At 69.0% G+C, this 15113-nt stretch carries 16 protein-coding genes and 1 pseudogene; 8 read left to right on the forward strand and 9 right to left on the reverse strand.

Annotated elements, in window-relative coordinates:
• A pseudogene (locus KTR66_RS18860) lies at positions 1–110 on the forward strand (IS5/IS1182 family transposase); the annotation flags it as partial.
• A gap of 68 nt (positions 111–178) precedes the next feature.
• Positions 179–988 carry an alpha/beta fold hydrolase gene (locus KTR66_RS18865; RefSeq protein ID WP_213615290.1) on the forward strand — a complete coding sequence of 270 codons (810 nt, stop codon included), beginning with the start codon at positions 179–181 and terminating at the stop codon, positions 986–988.
• 3 nt (positions 989–991) lie between these two features.
• On the opposite strand, the gene KTR66_RS18870 is transcribed toward KTR66_RS18865, so the two are convergent.
• Positions 992–1906 (reverse strand): ornithine cyclodeaminase family protein, encoded by a 915-nt coding sequence (locus KTR66_RS18870; protein ID WP_213615292.1) that lies wholly within the window; start codon positions 1904–1906, stop codon positions 992–994.
• A gap of 110 nt (positions 1907–2016) precedes the next feature.
• On the opposite strand from KTR66_RS18870, the gene KTR66_RS18875 reads away from it, so the two are divergent.
• From KTR66_RS18875 to KTR66_RS18900, 6 genes are all read left to right on the forward strand, one after another.
• The gene (locus KTR66_RS18875) at positions 2017–3081 is read left to right on the forward strand and encodes an amino acid ABC transporter substrate-binding protein (RefSeq protein WP_213615294.1); all 1065 of its coding nucleotides are present in this window, start codon (positions 2017–2019) and stop codon (positions 3079–3081) included.
• Positions 3082–3285: 204 nt separating this feature from the next.
• The gene (locus tag KTR66_RS18880) at positions 3286–4485 is read left to right on the forward strand and encodes an amino acid ABC transporter permease (protein ID WP_213615296.1); all 1200 of its coding nucleotides are present in this window, start codon (positions 3286–3288) and stop codon (positions 4483–4485) included.
• A 149-nt stretch (positions 4486–4634) separates the two neighbouring features.
• Positions 4635–5777: an amino acid ABC transporter permease gene (locus tag KTR66_RS18885; RefSeq protein WP_213615298.1), complete on the forward strand. Its 1143-nt coding sequence runs from the start codon at positions 4635–4637 to the stop codon at positions 5775–5777.
• A gap of 139 nt (positions 5778–5916) precedes the next feature.
• Positions 5917–6699 (forward strand): amino acid ABC transporter ATP-binding protein, encoded by a 783-nt coding sequence (locus KTR66_RS18890; RefSeq protein WP_213615300.1) that lies wholly within the window; start codon positions 5917–5919, stop codon positions 6697–6699.
• Between the two features lie 180 nt (positions 6700–6879).
• Positions 6880–8754, forward strand: a complete 1875-nt coding sequence (locus KTR66_RS18895; RefSeq protein ID WP_213615301.1) for a potassium transporter Kup — start codon at positions 6880–6882, stop codon at positions 8752–8754.
• Positions 8754–9458, forward strand: coding sequence for a 1-acyl-sn-glycerol-3-phosphate acyltransferase (locus KTR66_RS18900; RefSeq protein ID WP_249732269.1), 705 nt, complete (start codon positions 8754–8756; stop codon positions 9456–9458). Before KTR66_RS18895 ends, KTR66_RS18900 begins: the two co-directional genes overlap by 1 nt.
• 127 nt (positions 9459–9585) lie before the next feature.
• Here KTR66_RS18900 and purQ read toward each other — a convergent pair whose 3' ends face one another.
• The 8 genes from purQ to KTR66_RS18940 all read right to left on the reverse strand — a co-directional run bounded on the left by purQ (position 9586) and on the right by KTR66_RS18940 (position 14989).
• Complete coding sequence (gene purQ / locus KTR66_RS18905) at positions 9586–10260, reverse strand: phosphoribosylformylglycinamidine synthase subunit PurQ (RefSeq protein WP_213615302.1); 675 nt, start codon at positions 10258–10260, stop codon at positions 9586–9588.
• 72 nt (positions 10261–10332) lie between these two features.
• The gene (locus KTR66_RS18910; RefSeq protein WP_213615304.1) at positions 10333–10680 is read right to left on the reverse strand and encodes a hypothetical protein; all 348 of its coding nucleotides are present in this window, start codon (positions 10678–10680) and stop codon (positions 10333–10335) included.
• Positions 10677–10910 carry a hypothetical protein gene (locus KTR66_RS18915; RefSeq protein ID WP_213615306.1) on the reverse strand — a complete coding sequence of 78 codons (234 nt, stop codon included), beginning with the start codon at positions 10908–10910 and terminating at the stop codon, positions 10677–10679. Before KTR66_RS18915 ends, KTR66_RS18910 begins: the two co-directional genes overlap by 4 nt.
• A complete protein-coding gene (locus KTR66_RS18920) occupies positions 10904–11158 on the reverse strand; it encodes a hypothetical protein (RefSeq protein ID WP_213615308.1) in 255 nt (84 codons plus the stop codon). Before KTR66_RS18920 ends, KTR66_RS18915 begins: the two co-directional genes overlap by 7 nt.
• Positions 11155–11397 (reverse strand): phosphoribosylformylglycinamidine synthase subunit PurS, encoded by a 243-nt coding sequence (purS, locus tag KTR66_RS18925; protein WP_213615310.1) that lies wholly within the window; start codon positions 11395–11397, stop codon positions 11155–11157. The genes KTR66_RS18920 and purS overlap by 4 nt, the downstream gene beginning before the upstream one ends.
• Positions 11398–11552: 155 nt before the next feature.
• Positions 11553–12317 (reverse strand): phosphoribosylaminoimidazolesuccinocarboxamide synthase, encoded by a 765-nt coding sequence (gene purC, locus KTR66_RS18930; RefSeq protein ID WP_213615312.1) that lies wholly within the window; start codon positions 12315–12317, stop codon positions 11553–11555.
• 108 nt (positions 12318–12425) lie between these two features.
• The gene (locus tag KTR66_RS18935) at positions 12426–13136 is read right to left on the reverse strand and encodes an NRDE family protein (RefSeq protein ID WP_213615314.1); all 711 of its coding nucleotides are present in this window, start codon (positions 13134–13136) and stop codon (positions 12426–12428) included.
• Positions 13137–13483: 347 nt separating this feature from the next.
• Complete coding sequence (locus KTR66_RS18940; RefSeq protein WP_249732270.1) at positions 13484–14989, reverse strand: Do family serine endopeptidase; 1506 nt, start codon at positions 14987–14989, stop codon at positions 13484–13486.
• Between the last annotated feature and the right edge of the window lie 124 nt (positions 14990–15113).

Here is a 15113-nt window from a genome sequence, read left to right on the forward strand (position 1 = left end):
CCATCGGACGGCTGAAGGACTGGCGCCGCATCCACACCCGATACGACAAGCTCGCCGCCAACTTCGCATCAGCCGTCGCCATCGCCGCCATCCTCCTCGGATGGACATGAATGAGTCTGGAGCCTAGGCAGGCCGCGACACCCGCCGCAGGATGCCTCCGCTTCAGGGAGAGACATCCATGCCCAGCCTCGAGATCGACGGCTATCCCATATCCTACGCCGAGGCCGGCGACCCCGCCGCCCCGCCGCTTCTGCTGGTGCATGGCACGCTGGGCGACCAGCGCAGCTTCGCCCCCCAGATGGAGGCGCTGGGTGCGGCCTATCATGTGATGTCGCTCAGCATGCGCCACGCCTGGCCCGGCAAGTGGGAGGAGGGCGGCGACTTCACCATCGATCGCCATGTGGCCGATGTCGCGGGCTTCATCGCAAAGCTCGGGCGCGGCCCGGTGCGGCTGCTCGGCCACTCGCGCGGCGGGCATATCTGCTTCCGCGTCGCCGAGCGCCATCCGCAATTGGTTCGCTCGCTCGTGCTCGCCGAACCGGGCGGCGAGCTGGATGAGAGCCTCGGCGGCAAGCCGGCCAGCGGCAGGCAGGCCGGCGGATTCGCCGCCGCCGCCGCGCTGGTCGCGGCCGGCGACGAGGAGGGCGGGTTGCGCATGGTCGCCGAGCAGACCGGCGGCCCCGGCGCCTGGGAGCGCCGGCCCGAGGTGCGGAAATATCTCGGCCGCGACAATGCCCGCACCCTGCTGGGCCAGTTGCACGAACGCCGCGCGCCCTATTCCCGCGCCGCGGCGGAATCCATCGTGGCCCCCACACTGCTGCTGGGCGGCGCCGACAGCCAGCCGCATTTCGGGGTGATCATGGATGCGCTGCAGACCGCGATGCCCAACACGCGGCGCGTCACCCTCGCCCGCGCCACGCACGGGCTGAACCACGACAATCCGGAGGATTTCAACGCGGCGGTGCTGGAATTCCTGGCCGCGAACTGAGCCTCAGCCGCCCCGCGTGGCGAGGATGGCGGCCGCCAGATCCTCGCCCGCCCAGCCCACCGACTTGAAGAGGGTGATCTGCGCGGCATCGGTCCGCCCTGGATGCGCGCCGCGGCACAGCTCCGCCAGTTCCGCCACCACATGCGCGCGCGTGATGTGCCCCTCGGCGATCGCCTGCACCACATCCCCCGCCTCGGCCAGCCCGCCCGCATAGGTGTCCACCACCACCACCGCGCGCGCCACGGCTGGGCCATCCACCTCGCGCAGATCGGCCCGGTAGGCGCCTACCAGGTCGAGATGCGTGCCCGGCGAGAGATCGGCGCCCCGCACCAGGGGGGCCGCGGAGAGCGTGGCGGCGGAGATGATGTCGAAGCCCGCGGGCTCCGGCCGCGCCACCGCATGGGCGGGCAGGCCATGCGCCGCGAGACGGCGCGCCAGCGCTTCGGCATTCGCCGCACGCGGCGACCAGATCGCGATCTCCGTCAGCGGAAAGCTCGCCGCATAGGCCTCGGCCAGGGTGGTGGCGACGCGGCCCGAGCCCAGCAGCAGCAGCCGGTGCGAGTCCGGGCGCGCCAGGTAGCGCGCGGCCAGGACCGAGGTCGCGGCGGTGCGGCGGTCGGTCAGCTCGCCGCCGTCCAGCAGCGCCACCGGCTGGCCGGTGATGGCGTCGGAGAGGAGGTAGGCGGCGTGCACCGCCGGCAGTCCCCGAGCTCCGTTGCCGGGCGAGACATGCACGATCTTCACGCCGGAATGCGTGGCATTGGTGGCGGGCATCAGCAGCAGCGTGCCCGCCTCGGGCAGGGGGTGGGCGTGGCGCAGCGGTGCCTGGCAGCCGGTGCGGAAGATGTCGCGGATGGCCTCGATCAGCGCCGGCCAGGGCAACCGAGCGGCGATTTCGGCCTTGTCAAGATGCAGCACCGCATGGCTCCCGTCGAATGCGTGATTGATCCCGGACGCTTCCTAGCGCAGCATCGCCGCTTCAACGAGCCGCCCCAGACAGGGGCGGCATGAGGTCTGGGAGTTTCAGAATGATGCCGATGCGGCGCAGCCTTGCCACCCTGGTCGGTGTGGCGACCACCCTTTTCGCGGCGGCCCTGCCGGCCCAGGCCCAGGCGCCGGCCGCCGCCCCCGCCGCTGCCCCCGCGGCCAGCACGCTGGACGCGATCCGCGCCCGCGGCACGCTGGTCTGCGGCGTGAGCACCGGCCTCGCCGGCTTCGCCCTGCCGGACAGCCAGGGCAATTGGCGCGGCTTCGACGTGGATTATTGCCGCGCGCTCGCCATCGCGATCTTCAATGATCCGACCAAGGTGCGCTTCGTGCCCACCACCGCCCAGGTGCGCTTCACCGCCCTGCAATCGGGCGAGGTGGACATCCTGAGCCGCAACACGACCTGGACGCTGAGCCGCGACACCTCGCTCGGCTTCGATTTCGCCGGGATCAACTTCTTCGACGGCCAGGGCTTCATGGTGAAGCGCAGCCTGAACGTGCAGAACGCCCGCCAGCTCGACGGCGCCACCGTCTGCGTGCAGCCCGGCACGACCACCGAGCAGAACCTGGCCGACTGGGCGCGCGGCGCGCGGGTGAACATCCGCCCGGTCGTCATCGAGCGGCTGGAGGACAATGTGGCCGCCTACAATGCCGGCCGCTGCGACGCCTATACGACGGATGTCTCGGGCCTCGCCGCCATCCGCGCCACGCAGCAGAACCCCAATGACCACGTCATCCTGCCCGACGTGATCAGCAAGGAGCCGCTGGGCCCGTTGTACCGCCATGGCGACCAGCGCTTCGGCGACCTGGTGCGCTGGCTGCATTTCGGCCTGATCGGCGCCGAGGAATTCGGCATCACGGCGGCCAACGCCCAGCAGATGCTGGCGAGCGACCCGCGCCCCGAGGTGCAGCGCATCCTGGGCCGCACGGGCGAGCTGGGCCGCATGCTGGGCGTGGACAATGCCTGGATGCTGAACGTGATCCGCGGCGTCGGCAATTATGGCGAGATCTTCGAGCGCAACCTGACGCCGATCGGCCTGCAGCGCGGCCGCAACGCGCTCTGGACCACGCCGGGCGGCCTGCAATACGCGCCCCCCTTCCGCTGAGCTGAAAACGCCTGTCCCGGCGGCGGCATTGCCTCCGGGACAGGCAGGTTCGGCCCCACCCGCCCTTGGGTGGAGATTCCTTCATGTTTCAAGCGGCGCATGTTCTGAGACACTGCGCAACAGCGCTCCGGCCTCGGCCGGGGCGCCTCCCACCCGCAAGGCGGAAGACCGCCACGGGTTCCATTCTTGAGGGGTCAGGCAAACATGTCCGGCGCTACCGATCCACGCCTGCTTCGCAAGGCGCCGCCGAGGCCGCTGCGCCTCTCCTGGGCGGATGAACGATTCCGCAATATCGTCTGGCAGGTGCTGGTGGTGGGCGGTGTGGTCGGCATCATCTACTGGCTCTGGTCCAACACCACCTACAACCTGGAAGTCCGCCGCATCGCGACGGGCTGGGACTTCCTCTGGCGCGAGGCCGGCCTGCCGATCGGCGAAAGCCTGATCGAATACGATCCCTCCATGTCCTATTTCCGCGCGCTGCAAGTGGGCGTGCTGAACACGCTGAAGGTGGCGCTGATCGGCATTGTGCTGGCGACCATCCTGGGCACGCTGCTCGGCATCGCCAGGCTCTCCAAGAACTGGATGCTGAACAAGTTCGCCGCCGCCTATGTCGAGATCGTGCGCGACCTGCCGCTGCTGCTGCAGTTGCTCTTCTGGTACGCGCTGCTCCAGGGGCTGCCCGGGCCGCGTCAGGCGCTGAACCCGATCGACGGCGTCTTCCTCTCCAACCGCGGCCTGAAGCTGCCCTTCTTCGTCTGGGAGAGCGCCCATTCCTGGGCGCTGCTGACGGCGGTGGCCGGCGTGGTGGCGACGGTGCTGTATCGCCGCTGGGCGCGGGCGGCGCAGGCGCGGGACGGCCAGGCGCGGGCGGTCTGGCCGGCGGCGCTGGCCTTCATCATCGGCGCGCCGATCGCGGTCTGGGCGGCGATGGGTGCGCCCTTCACGCCGGATGTTCCGGCGCTGCGCGGCTTCAACTTCCGCGGCGGCATTGACGTCAGCCCCGAATTCTTTGCCCTGCTGCTGGGCCTGACGCTCTACACGGCGGGTTTCATCGCCGAGATCGTGCGCGCGGGCATCCAGGCGGTGAACCAGGGCCAGTGGGAGGCGGCCGAGGCGCTGGGCCTGCCGCGCGGCCGGGTGATGAGCCTGATCGTCCTGCCCCAGGCCATGCGCGTGATCATCCCGCCGATGACGAGCCAGTTCCTGAACATCACGAAGAACTCCTCGCTGGCGGTCGCCATCGGCTACCAGGACATCGTCAGCATCGCGAACACGACGCTGAACCAGACCGGCCAGGCGATCGAGGGCATCGCCATCATCATGCTGGTCTATCTGACGATCAGCCTGAGCATCAGCCTCTTCATGAACTGGTACAACAAGCGCATCGCGCTGGTGGAGCGGTAGGGCCGGATGATGAAGACCACCCACACCCTCCAAGGATCCGGCCGCAACGCGGCCGGCGCCGCCCAACCGACTTATTGTCCCGGCGCATGCGCGCCGCGGCGAAGCCAAGGCCGCGGACGCGGCCGCCCGGCGCTTGAGGGCCAAGAACAATGAGCGACATCACGGCGGGCACCACCCTGCACAGCTCCTCCGCCGCGCGCAGCGCGCCGGTCAACCTCGTGGGCCCCATGGCCTGGGCGCGGGCCAATCTCTTCGCCAACTGGTGGTCCACGGCGATCACCCTGGCGCTGGGCTACCTCTTCATCCGCTTCGCGGTCAGCTTCGTGGACTGGGCCTTCATCAACGCCATCTGGTCGGTGCCGGTCAGCCCGCAGGGCGTGGCCAACACCGAGGCCTGCCGCGAGGCCAAGGGGGTGGGCGCCTGCTGGGCCGTGATCACGGAGAAGCACCGCTTCATCCTCTTCGGCACCTATCCCTATGACGAGCATTGGCGGCCGCTGCTGGTCTGCTTCCTCTTCGTCGGCCTCTACATCGTCTCGGCCATGCGGCGCTTCTGGCGCTGGGAGCTGGCGCTGATCTGGGTGGCGGTGCTGACCGCCATCGGCGTGCTGATGTGGGGCGGCGTCTTCGGCCTGACCTATGTGCCGCAGGAGCGCTGGGGCGGCCTGCCCATCACGCTGATCCTCGCCACCTTCGGGCTCGCTTTCGCCTTCCCGCTGGCGATCCTGGTGGCGCTGGGCCGGCGTTCGAGCCTGCCCGCGATCAAGGCGCTCTGCGTCCTCTATGTCGAGCTGATCCGCGGCGTGCCGCTGATCTCGCTGCTCTTCATGGCGAGCGTGATGTTCCCGCTCTTCCTCCCCGAGGGCATGAACATCGACAAGCTCTTGCGCGCGCAGATCGCCATCATCCTCTTCGCCGGCGCCTACCTGGCGGAAGTGGTGCGCGCCGGGCTCCAGGCCCTGCCCAAGGGCCAGTACGAGGCGGCGGACGCGCTGGGGCTGAGCTACTGGAAGAAGACCGGGCTGATCATCCTGCCCCAGGCGCTGCGCCTGGTGATCCCGCCCTTGGTGAACACCTTCATCGGCTTCTTCAAGGACACGTCCCTGGTGCTGATCATCGGCATCTTCGACCTGCTGACGGCCGGCAAGACCGCCATCATCGAGCCGTCCTGGCAGGGTTTCGGCGTGGAGGTTTACATCGCGCTCGGGCTTATCTACTTCATCTTCTGCTACGCCATGTCCAAGTATAGTGCCGGCCTCGAAACGGAACTGAACAAAGGAAGACGTAGATAATGCCCTCAGACGCCGGGCGCGCGCTCCGCGCGCTTGGCTTCGCCGCGCCACTGGTGCGCGGAAGGGGGAAAGTCGGTTGGGCGGCGGGGCCGCGTTCGCGGCCCAAACATCAGGTATCGCTAGATTCGGGAGACCATGCATGAGTGCTGCTGAAACCCTCGCTTCCTCCGTCCGCGCCGATGCGCCGCCGGCCATTTCGCTCAAGGGCGTGAACAAATGGTTCGGCGCGCTGCATGTGCTGCGCGACGTGAACCTGGACGTCGCGATGGGCGAGCGCGTGGTGGTCTGTGGCCCCTCGGGCTCGGGCAAGTCCACCCTGATCCGCTGCATCAACCGCCTGGAGGAACACCAGGAGGGCCAGATCATCGTGGACGGCATCGAGCTGTCCAACGATCTGCGCAGCCTGGACGCCATCCGCCGCGAGGTCGGCATGGTGTTCCAGAGCTTCAACCTGTTCCCGCACCTCACCATCCTCGAGAACTGCACGCTCGCCCCCATCTGGGTCCGCAAGATGCCGAAGAAGGAGGCCGAGGAGCTGGCGATGGAATACCTGACCCGGGTGCGCATCCCGGAGCAGGCGAACAAGTATCCGGGCCAGCTCTCGGGCGGCCAGCAGCAGCGCGTGGCCATCGCCCGCGCGCTCTGCATGAAGCCCAAGATCATGCTCTTCGACGAGCCGACCAGTGCGCTCGACCCCGAGATGATCAAGGAGGTGCTCGACACCATGATCATGCTGGCCGAGACGGGCATGACCATGATCTGCGTGACGCACGAGATGGGCTTTGCCCGCACCGTGGCTGACCGCGTGATCTTCATGGATCGCGGCGAGATCGTGGAATCGGGCGAGCCGCAATCGCTGTTCAACAACCCGCAGACCGAGCGGTTGCAGACCTTCCTCAGCCAGATTCTCCGCGGTCACTGAGTCGACGGTGCAGGAAACTGGTGAAAACCAAGCAGGTTTTCACCCTGCCGGGATCGAGGGGCAGAGCCCCTCCTTTCCCCCGATATTGATGCGCCGCAAGGCAGCCATGCGGCGCCCATGTTTGTTGTGGAACGGGCGCGGGCCTAACGCTTCGCGCCGTTTCATCACAAGGCATTCCCCGTGAGCGCCCCCAGCAACAAACTCACCGCCGCCGCGCTGCTCGGCGTCCTCGGCATCGTCTATGGCGACATCGGCACCTCGCCGCTCTACGCCATGCGCGCCGCCCTCCTGCATTTCGACGAAGGCGGCATCGAGCGGTGGGAGATCCTCGGCATCCTCTCGCTCATCTTCTGGGCGCTGATGCTCACGGTCACGCTGAAATACGTGCTGATCATCCTGCGCGCCGACAACCGGGGCGAGGGCGGGATCATGTCGCTGATGGCGCTGGCCCAGCGCTCGGCCGAGACGGCGCGCGGGCGGCTGATCATCGCCATGATCGGCATCACGGGCGCGGCTCTCTTCTTCGGCGACGGCATGATCACGCCGGCGATTTCCGTCCTCTCGGCGGTGGAGGGGCTGAAGGTCATCAACCCCGCCTTCGAGGAGGTGGTGTTGCCCATCACCCTGGTGGTGCTGATCGCGCTCTTTCTCGTGCAGTATCGCGGCACGGGCAGCATCGGCGCCTTCTTCGGCCCGGTCTGCGCGGTGTGGTTCGGCGTGCTGGGCCTGCTCGGGCTGATCGAGGCGCTCCACAACCCCGAGGTCTTCGCGGCCATCAACCCCTGGTATGCGCTGCACTTCGCCGCCCATTACCACCTAGCCGCCTTTATCGCCATGGGCGCCGTGGTGCTGGCCGTGACGGGGGCCGAGGCGCTCTATGCCGATATGGGCCATTTCGGCCGCCGGCCCATCCAGGTGGCCTGGATCTTCTTCGTGCTGCCGGCGCTGGCGCTGAACTACTTCGGCCAGGGCGCGCTGCTGCTGCGTGATGCCTCGGCCATCGAGAACCCCTTCTACCTGCTGGCGCCGGACTGGTTCCGCCCCTTCCTCGTGATGCTGGCGACGGCGGCGACCATCATCGCCTCCCAGGCGATGATCTCGGGCGCCTATTCCATCGCGCGGCAATGCGTGCAGCTGGGCTTCGCCCCGCGCCTCGACGTCCGGCACACCAGCGCCACCGAGGAAGGCCAGATCTACATGCCGCAGGTGAACTTCATCCTGCTCATCGGCGTGCTGATCCTGGTGCTGGAGTTCAAGAACAGCGACAGCCTGGCCGCCGCCTATGGCCTCGCCGTCACCGGCACCTTCCTCTGCACCACCTGCCTGGCACTTCTGGTCTTCCGCCGGCAATTCGGCTGGAACCCGATCCTGGTGGGCGCGGTCTTCCTGCCACTGCTCTTGCTCGACATGGCCTATTTCTTCGCCACCGCGCTGAAGATCCCCGAGGGCGGCTACGTGCCCGTCATCATCGGCGGCGTCGCCTTCACGCTGATGTTCACCTGGTATCGCGGCCGCGAACTGCTCTTCGCCCGCTTCCGGCAGGACAGCCTGCCGCTGAAATCCTTCCTCGCCCGCCTGCCGCAATCGCGCACCACGCGCGTGCCCGGCATGGCCGTCTTCATGACCGGCCAGGCGGACTACCTGCCCGGCGCGTTGCTGCACAACCTCAAGCACAACAAGGTGCTGCATGAGCGCGTGCTCTTCGTGACGGTGCTGAACGACGATATCCCGACCGTCGGCCCCGACCGGCGCGCCGAAGTCACGGAACTCGGCCCCGACATCCACCGCGTCATCCTGCGTTACGGCTTTCAGGAAAGTCCCAACATCCCGCGCGAGCTGGAGCGCCTGGCGCAGCAGGGCGTGATCGGCTTCGAGCCGATGCAGACCAGCTATTTCCTGGGCCGCGAGACCATCGTGGCGGCCGCCGTGCCCAAGATGGCACGCTGGCAGCAATGGCTCTTCACCCTGCTCAGCCGCAACTCCGTCCCCGCGACCGAGTTCTTCAAGATCCCGTCCGACCGCGTGGTGGAGCTGGGCGTCCGCGTCGCCATCTGATGTTGCTCATCCTCCGCTCCACGCTGTTCAACATCCTATTCTTCGGCGTGGCCGGAAGCTTCGCCGTGCTCGGCACGCCCCTGCTGCTGGGACCGAAGCGCTTCCAGCGCCGCGCCATGGGCTGGCTCGCGCGGTTTCTGGTCTGGATCATGGAGAAGACCTGCGGCATCGAGGTGCGCGTTTCGGGCCGGGAGCATCTGCCGGCCGAGGGCGCGGCACTGATCGCGAGCAAGCACCAGTCGGCCTTCGACACGCTGGTCTGGTTCGCGCTGGTGCCGGACGTCACCTATGTGATGAAGCAGGAGCTGTTCCGCATCCCGCTCTACGGCGCCTTCGCGCGGCGGGCGGGGATGATCGGCGTGGACCGCGAGGGCGGCGCCAAGGCGATGCGCCAGATGATGCGCGAGGCGCAGGTCTCGGTGGCCGAGGGACGGCAGATCGTGATCTTCCCGGAGGGCACGCGCACAACCATCGGCGAGCGCAATGCCTGGCATCCGGGGATCGTCGCGCTGGCCTCGGCCACCAAGCTGCCGGTCATCCCGGTCGCGACCAATTCCGGAAAATTCTGGGCGCGGCATCACTACATCAAGCGGCCAGGCGTGCTGGCCATCAACATCCTGCCGCCGCTCACGGATGTTCCGCGTGACCAGCTGCTCGAGACGCTGGAGCGCGTCATCGAGGCCGAGCAGCGGAAGATCGATTAGCTTTTCATGCCCTCAGACGCCGGGCGGCCCGCCTCCGCGGCCCTTGGCTTCGCGGCACAAGCCGCGGGCCGCAGTCGCGGCCTCGGCCCTTCGGGCCGCAGGTCGAAACCTCGCAGGCTTTGCAGGGTCAGGCCGGCGCCAGCGCCTCGGCGATCGAGGTGAACATCGGCAGCCCGTCCGTGCCGCCGACCAGCGGGTCCACGCAATTCTCCGGGTGTGGCATCAGCCCCATCACGCGCGCATTGGGCGAGCAGATGCCGGCGATGGCGTTGATGCTGCCGTTGCGATTCTCGCCCTCATAGCGCAGCACGACGCGCCCCTCGCCCTCCAGCTTCGCCAGCGTCTCGGCGTCACAGAAGTAGTTGCCGTCGCCATGCGCCATGGTGGCGCGGAAGGTGGCGCCGCGCTGGAAATGCCGGGTGTAGGGCGTGTCCGTCCGCTCCACGCGCATGACGCAATCCATGGCGAGGAAGCGCAGCGAGGCATTGCGCAGCAGCGCGCCGGGCAGCAGGCCCGACTCGCAGAGCATCTGGAAGCCGTTGCAGACGCCCAGCACATGGCCGCCGCGCTCCGCATGGGCGCGGATGGCGGGCATGATCGGCGATTGCGCGGCCATGGCGCCGCAGCGCAGATAGTCGCCATAGGAGAAGCCGCCGGGCAGGACGACGAGGTCCGTCCCGGCGGGCAGTTCCGTGTCGCGGTGCCAGAGCATGGCGGGCTTCACGCCGCTGACGCGCTGGAGCGCGATGGCCATGTCCCGCTCGCGATTGGTGCCGGGGAACACCACGATGGCTGCCTTCATGCCGAAATCTCCAGACGCGGTCTCATCAATCGCCCCCGCTATAGGCCAGGCGCGGGCCGGGGACCATGGTGCTCAATCTGGCGCCTCACCGAAGCCGGCGGCGCGGTTCGGCAGCAGGTGCCGGAACAGCGCCTGGCGCTCGCGCACCTGTTCCAGCGTGGGCTTTTCCATCTCCGGAATCTCGCGCTCGGGCCCGGTCAGCGCCACGCCCATCACGCCCGAGAGCAGCAGGATGGGGGCGACGAGCATGCAGGCGGGAAACACGGTGCCGGGGCTGAGGTCTCGCATCCAGCCGGGCGGCAGCAGCCAATAGGCGATCCACATCAGCGGCAGGGCGGCGATGGCCATGCCGCAGAGCATGGCGGAGAGCACGGCGGCCGGGATGACGGGAAAGAACAGCAGGAGGCTGCTGCCGTTCATCCCTGCAGCAGCCTCAGCCAATGCAGCCCGCCGAGGATGACGGTGGTGCCGATGGCGGCGATGGCGGCGGCCGTTACCCAGCGATTGGCCTTGGCCTTTTGCGCCGCGATCCAGCCCTGGCGGGGCTGGGGCTTGCCGCGGGTCAGCGGCAGCCTCTCCTCGCGCCAGCGCAGCCCCATGGCGACCAGCACCGTCAGCACCGCCATGATGATCAGCGAGGCCTTCACCATGGGTAGAAGATCCAGCCGATGGGGTTGCGCCAGCCCTCCAGCAGCAGGCTGATCGGCCAGAAGAGGCCGCCCAGGAAGCCCTTGGAGAGCAGGAAGAAGACCTCGGTCAGCCAGTAATTCGAGACGATGGGCGGGCCGAAGAGCAGGTAGGCGGCTGTGGTCAGCACCCGCCAGCCCGCGAAGCCGAGGGAGAAGAACACGAACCAGCGCAGCGAGGCCGCGCGGATGGTCGCCTCACCTGCGCTCACATCACCTCCACGGTGAAGCTCTCGATCACGGTGTTGGCGAGCAGCTTGCGCGCCATCTCCTCGCCCGCGGCCTTGGCCTTCGCGGCGTCCGTCTCGGCCAGTTCGACGATCATGACCTTGCCGACCCGCACCTCGCCCACGCCGGCGAAATCGAGGCCCGCCAGCGCGCGCTCGATCGCCTTGCCCTGCGGGTCCAGCACGCCGGCCTTCGGAAACACCGTCACCTTCAATCGCGTCATTCAATCCCTCCGGCCCAACGGCCCAAACCCCACCAGGAACTTCCGCCCCCCGTGGCCCTGGCGAAGCTTCGCTTCGCCAGGATGAACCCACTTCCCCGGATCAGCACCAAGCCGGGGCCCCCGGGAAAACGCCTCTTCGGCGTTTTTCTGGGGAACTACTGTACCGTCTCCGGCCCCTTCATGTCGCGCACGCCCGCCTCGGGCAGGATGCCAAGGCGGCGCGCCACCTCCTGGTAGCCTTCCTCGACCTTGCCGAGGTCCCGCCGGAAGCGGTCCTTGTCCATCTTCTCGCCCGTCTTGCTGTCCCAGAGGCGGCAATTGTCGGGGCTGATCTCGTCGGCGACGACGATGCGCATCTCGTCATTGTCGTAGAGGCGGCCGAATTCCAGCTTGAAATCCACCAGCGTGATGCCGACGCCGAGGAAAAGCCCGGTCAGGAAGTCGTTCACGCGCAGCGTCAGCTGCACCATGTCGTCCAGGTCATGCGTCGCGGCCCAGCCGAAGGCGGTGATGTGCTCCTCGCTCACCATCGGGTTCTGCAGCGCGTCGTTCTTGTAATAATACTCGATGATGGAGCGCGGCAGGCGCGTGCCTTCCGGGATGCCGAGGCGCGAAGCGAGCGAGCCCGCCGCCACGTTGCGCACCACGATCTCGAGCGGAATGATCTCCACCTCGCGCACCAGCTGTTCGCGCATGTTCAGCCGGCGGATGAAATGGGTGGGCACGCCGATCTCGCCGAGGCGCGACATCAGGTATTCGCTGATGCGGTTGTTCAGCACCCCCTTGCCGGTGATGGTGCCCTTTTTCTGGGCATGAAAGGCGGAGGCGTCGTCCTTGAAATACTGGACGAGCGTGCCGGGCTCCGGGCCTTCGAACAGGATCTTGGCCTTGCCTTCGTAGATCTGGCGGCGGCGAGCCATGGGGGGTGGTCCTTCTGGAATCCGGCAACCTATAGCAGCAACGCCCCCAAGCTGGCACCCGTGCGGGCGCCGGGCCTCCTTGCGCCCGACGCGGGATGGGGGCGCGGGTTACAGCGGGACGGGCGCGAAATCCGTCCGGTCGGGCGGGCCGGGGGCGAAGAGCCAGATCCGCGCGCCGGTCGAGCCGAGGGCCAGCAGTGAGGAGCAGACGGTCCCGAAGCCGCCGATCGGCGGGACGTTCAGCGCCTCGGCCGTGGCCCCGTCGGAATCGGCCAGCAGCGCCGGCCAGCCGCCCCAATCGGGCGGGGAGGGCTGGGTGGCCGCCCGGAAGCGGGGCAAATGGCGCGCGGTGCGGGGGCTGGTGACGTCGTTCGGTGGATGCGCGGTGACCATGGACACGCCCTCCGGCAGCGGCTCCGGCACGGCCTGGCCGGCACCGAGGCCGGGCAGGAACCATGCGGTCTTCGCATCGGCCAGCACCAGGTTGAAGGGCCGCCATTGCCCCGCATCCAGCGCCGCGATGCGCGCGGCCGCGGCCCCGGCGGAGGCTTCCTCCAGCGCGATCAGCGGGAGGGCGCCGCGCGAGCGCTTTGCCGGGTCCGGCCCCAGGCTGCCGACGCGGTTCAGCACGGCGCAGACCACGCCGTGGCGGTTCATCGCCATCCAGGTGCCGCCGGCCAGGGTATCCCGCCCGCCGATCAGGCCCGGCCAATGTTCGGCGGGCGCCTCCCAGGCCCGGTCCAGCCGCTCATCCCGGTTGGCGGCCAGCAGCAAGGGCCAATCGGCGCCGGGGCGGCGGAGAAGGATCACGGTGCACATGCGGGGCGTATAGCAGGGGCCGGGCCGTCCCCAAGAACGGAGCCCTGGCCTCGAGAATCCGGCCGCAAGGCGGCCGGCGCCGCCCAACCGTACGCATGACCCGGCGCACCCGTGGCGCGGCGAAGCCAAGCGCGCAGAGCGCGCGCCCGGCGCCTGAGGGCGGCAAACACGCTTTTTTCGAAACGAAAAAAGCAGGCTCCCGGGGGGGGAGCCTGCTCAAGAGGGATGGCCGCGGTTAGAGGGGGGGGGAGCGGCATTCATCCCGGACCGGCCGGCCTTGTTCCCAGGCCTGGCCGGGCTGGCCCCGGCGGCCAGCCCATGGTCATGCGATGGTCAGCCCGGCCGGGTTACCCCTGGGCCGGCATCTCCACCGCCACGAAGGCGCTGCGGCCCTCGCGCAGGATGCGCAGCGCGATCGCCGCCCCCGGGTTGCGCGCCGCCTCGCGGATCGCGCCCACCGCGGCCTGGACATCACCCACATCCCGGCCGGCGACGCCGACGATCACGTCGCCCTCGCGCAGCCCCGCTTCGGCCGCCGGGCTGTCGGGGCGGATGCCCGCCACCACCGCGCCCGCCGCATTCGCCGGCAGGTTCAGCTGCTGGCGCGCCTGGGGCGTGATGGGGGCGAGGGCCACGCCCACCGGACCACCACGATTCTCGGCGGCGGCGGCCGGCTTGCCCGAGGCGGCCTGGCCGTCCCGCAGCTCGGCCAGCGTCACCCGCACCTCCTGCATCGTGCCGTCGCGCTGCACCGAGAGCTTCACCTCGCTGCCCGGGCGGGCATCACCGATGGCGCGCGCCAGATCCCGCGGGTTGGTCACGGCGCGGTCGCCCACCTGGGTCACCACGTCGCCCGGGCGCAGGCCGCCCTGGGCCGCGGGGCTGTCCGCCTCCACCTGGCCGACCAGGGCACCTTCCGGCTTGGCCAGCCGCAGCGAGCGGGCCAGCGCCGGCGTCACCGGCTGCGTCGAGGCACCCAGGAAGCCGCGCTCCACCCGGCCATTGGCCTGAATCTGCGCCACCACCTGGCGGACCATGTTGGACGGGATGGCGAAGCCGATGCCCACCGAACCGCCGCTGGGCGAGAAGATCGCCGTGTTCACGCCGATGACGCTGCCATCGAGGCCAAAGAGCGGGCCGCCGGAATTGCCGCTGTTGATCGGCGCGTCGATCTGGATGAAGTCGTCATAGGGACCGACGCCGATGTCACGGCCGCGCGCCGAGACGATGCCCGCCGTCACCGTGCCGCCCAGGCCGAAGGGGTTGCCCACGGCCACCACCCAGTCACCCGGGCGGGCGGCGTTGCTGTCGCCCAGCGCCAGGAAGGGCAGCGGCTGGCCGGCGTCGATCTTCAGGACCGCGATGTCGGTGCGCTCGTCACGGCCCACCACGCGGGCGTTCAGCTCGCGGCCGTCATCCAGCTTCACCTTCACGGCGCTGGCGTTGCGCACGACGTGGTTGTTGGTGATGACCGTGCCGTCCTGGCTCACGATGAAGCCCGAGCCCAGCGCGTTCGCGGGGCGCTGCTGCTGCGGGCCGCGCATGCCGGGCTGCTCGCCGAAATGGCGGCGGAAGAGCTGATCCTGCTCGCTGCCGGGCGGGAAGGGGGAGTTGGTGCTGGCCTGGGTCACGCGCTCGGTCGTCGTGATGGTGACGACGGCGGGGCGGACGCGGGCGGCGAGGTCGGCGAAGCCGGGCAGCGCCACGGCGGGCTGGCTGATGGCGGGGACGCTGATCGCGCCGTTCTGGGCATTCGCCGGGTGGCCCTGCCACAGGATCATGCCGCTCAGCGCGGTGCCGGCCATGAGGGCGCCGGCGAGGCCGGCACGCAGGCGGCGGGAAGTGGTCTTCATGGTCATCTCCATTTCAGGCGCGGGGCGGAGGCCCCGCTGACGGAGGGAAACTGCCCGGCCAACGCTGGAGGCATTCGGGAAAGACCATGACAAAGTTGTCAGAGTTCTCCGCCCTCAGGCGCCG

It is taken from the genome of Roseococcus sp. SDR (genome assembly GCF_019083995.1).
Taxonomy (GTDB): Bacteria; Pseudomonadota; Alphaproteobacteria; order Acetobacterales; family Acetobacteraceae; genus Roseococcus.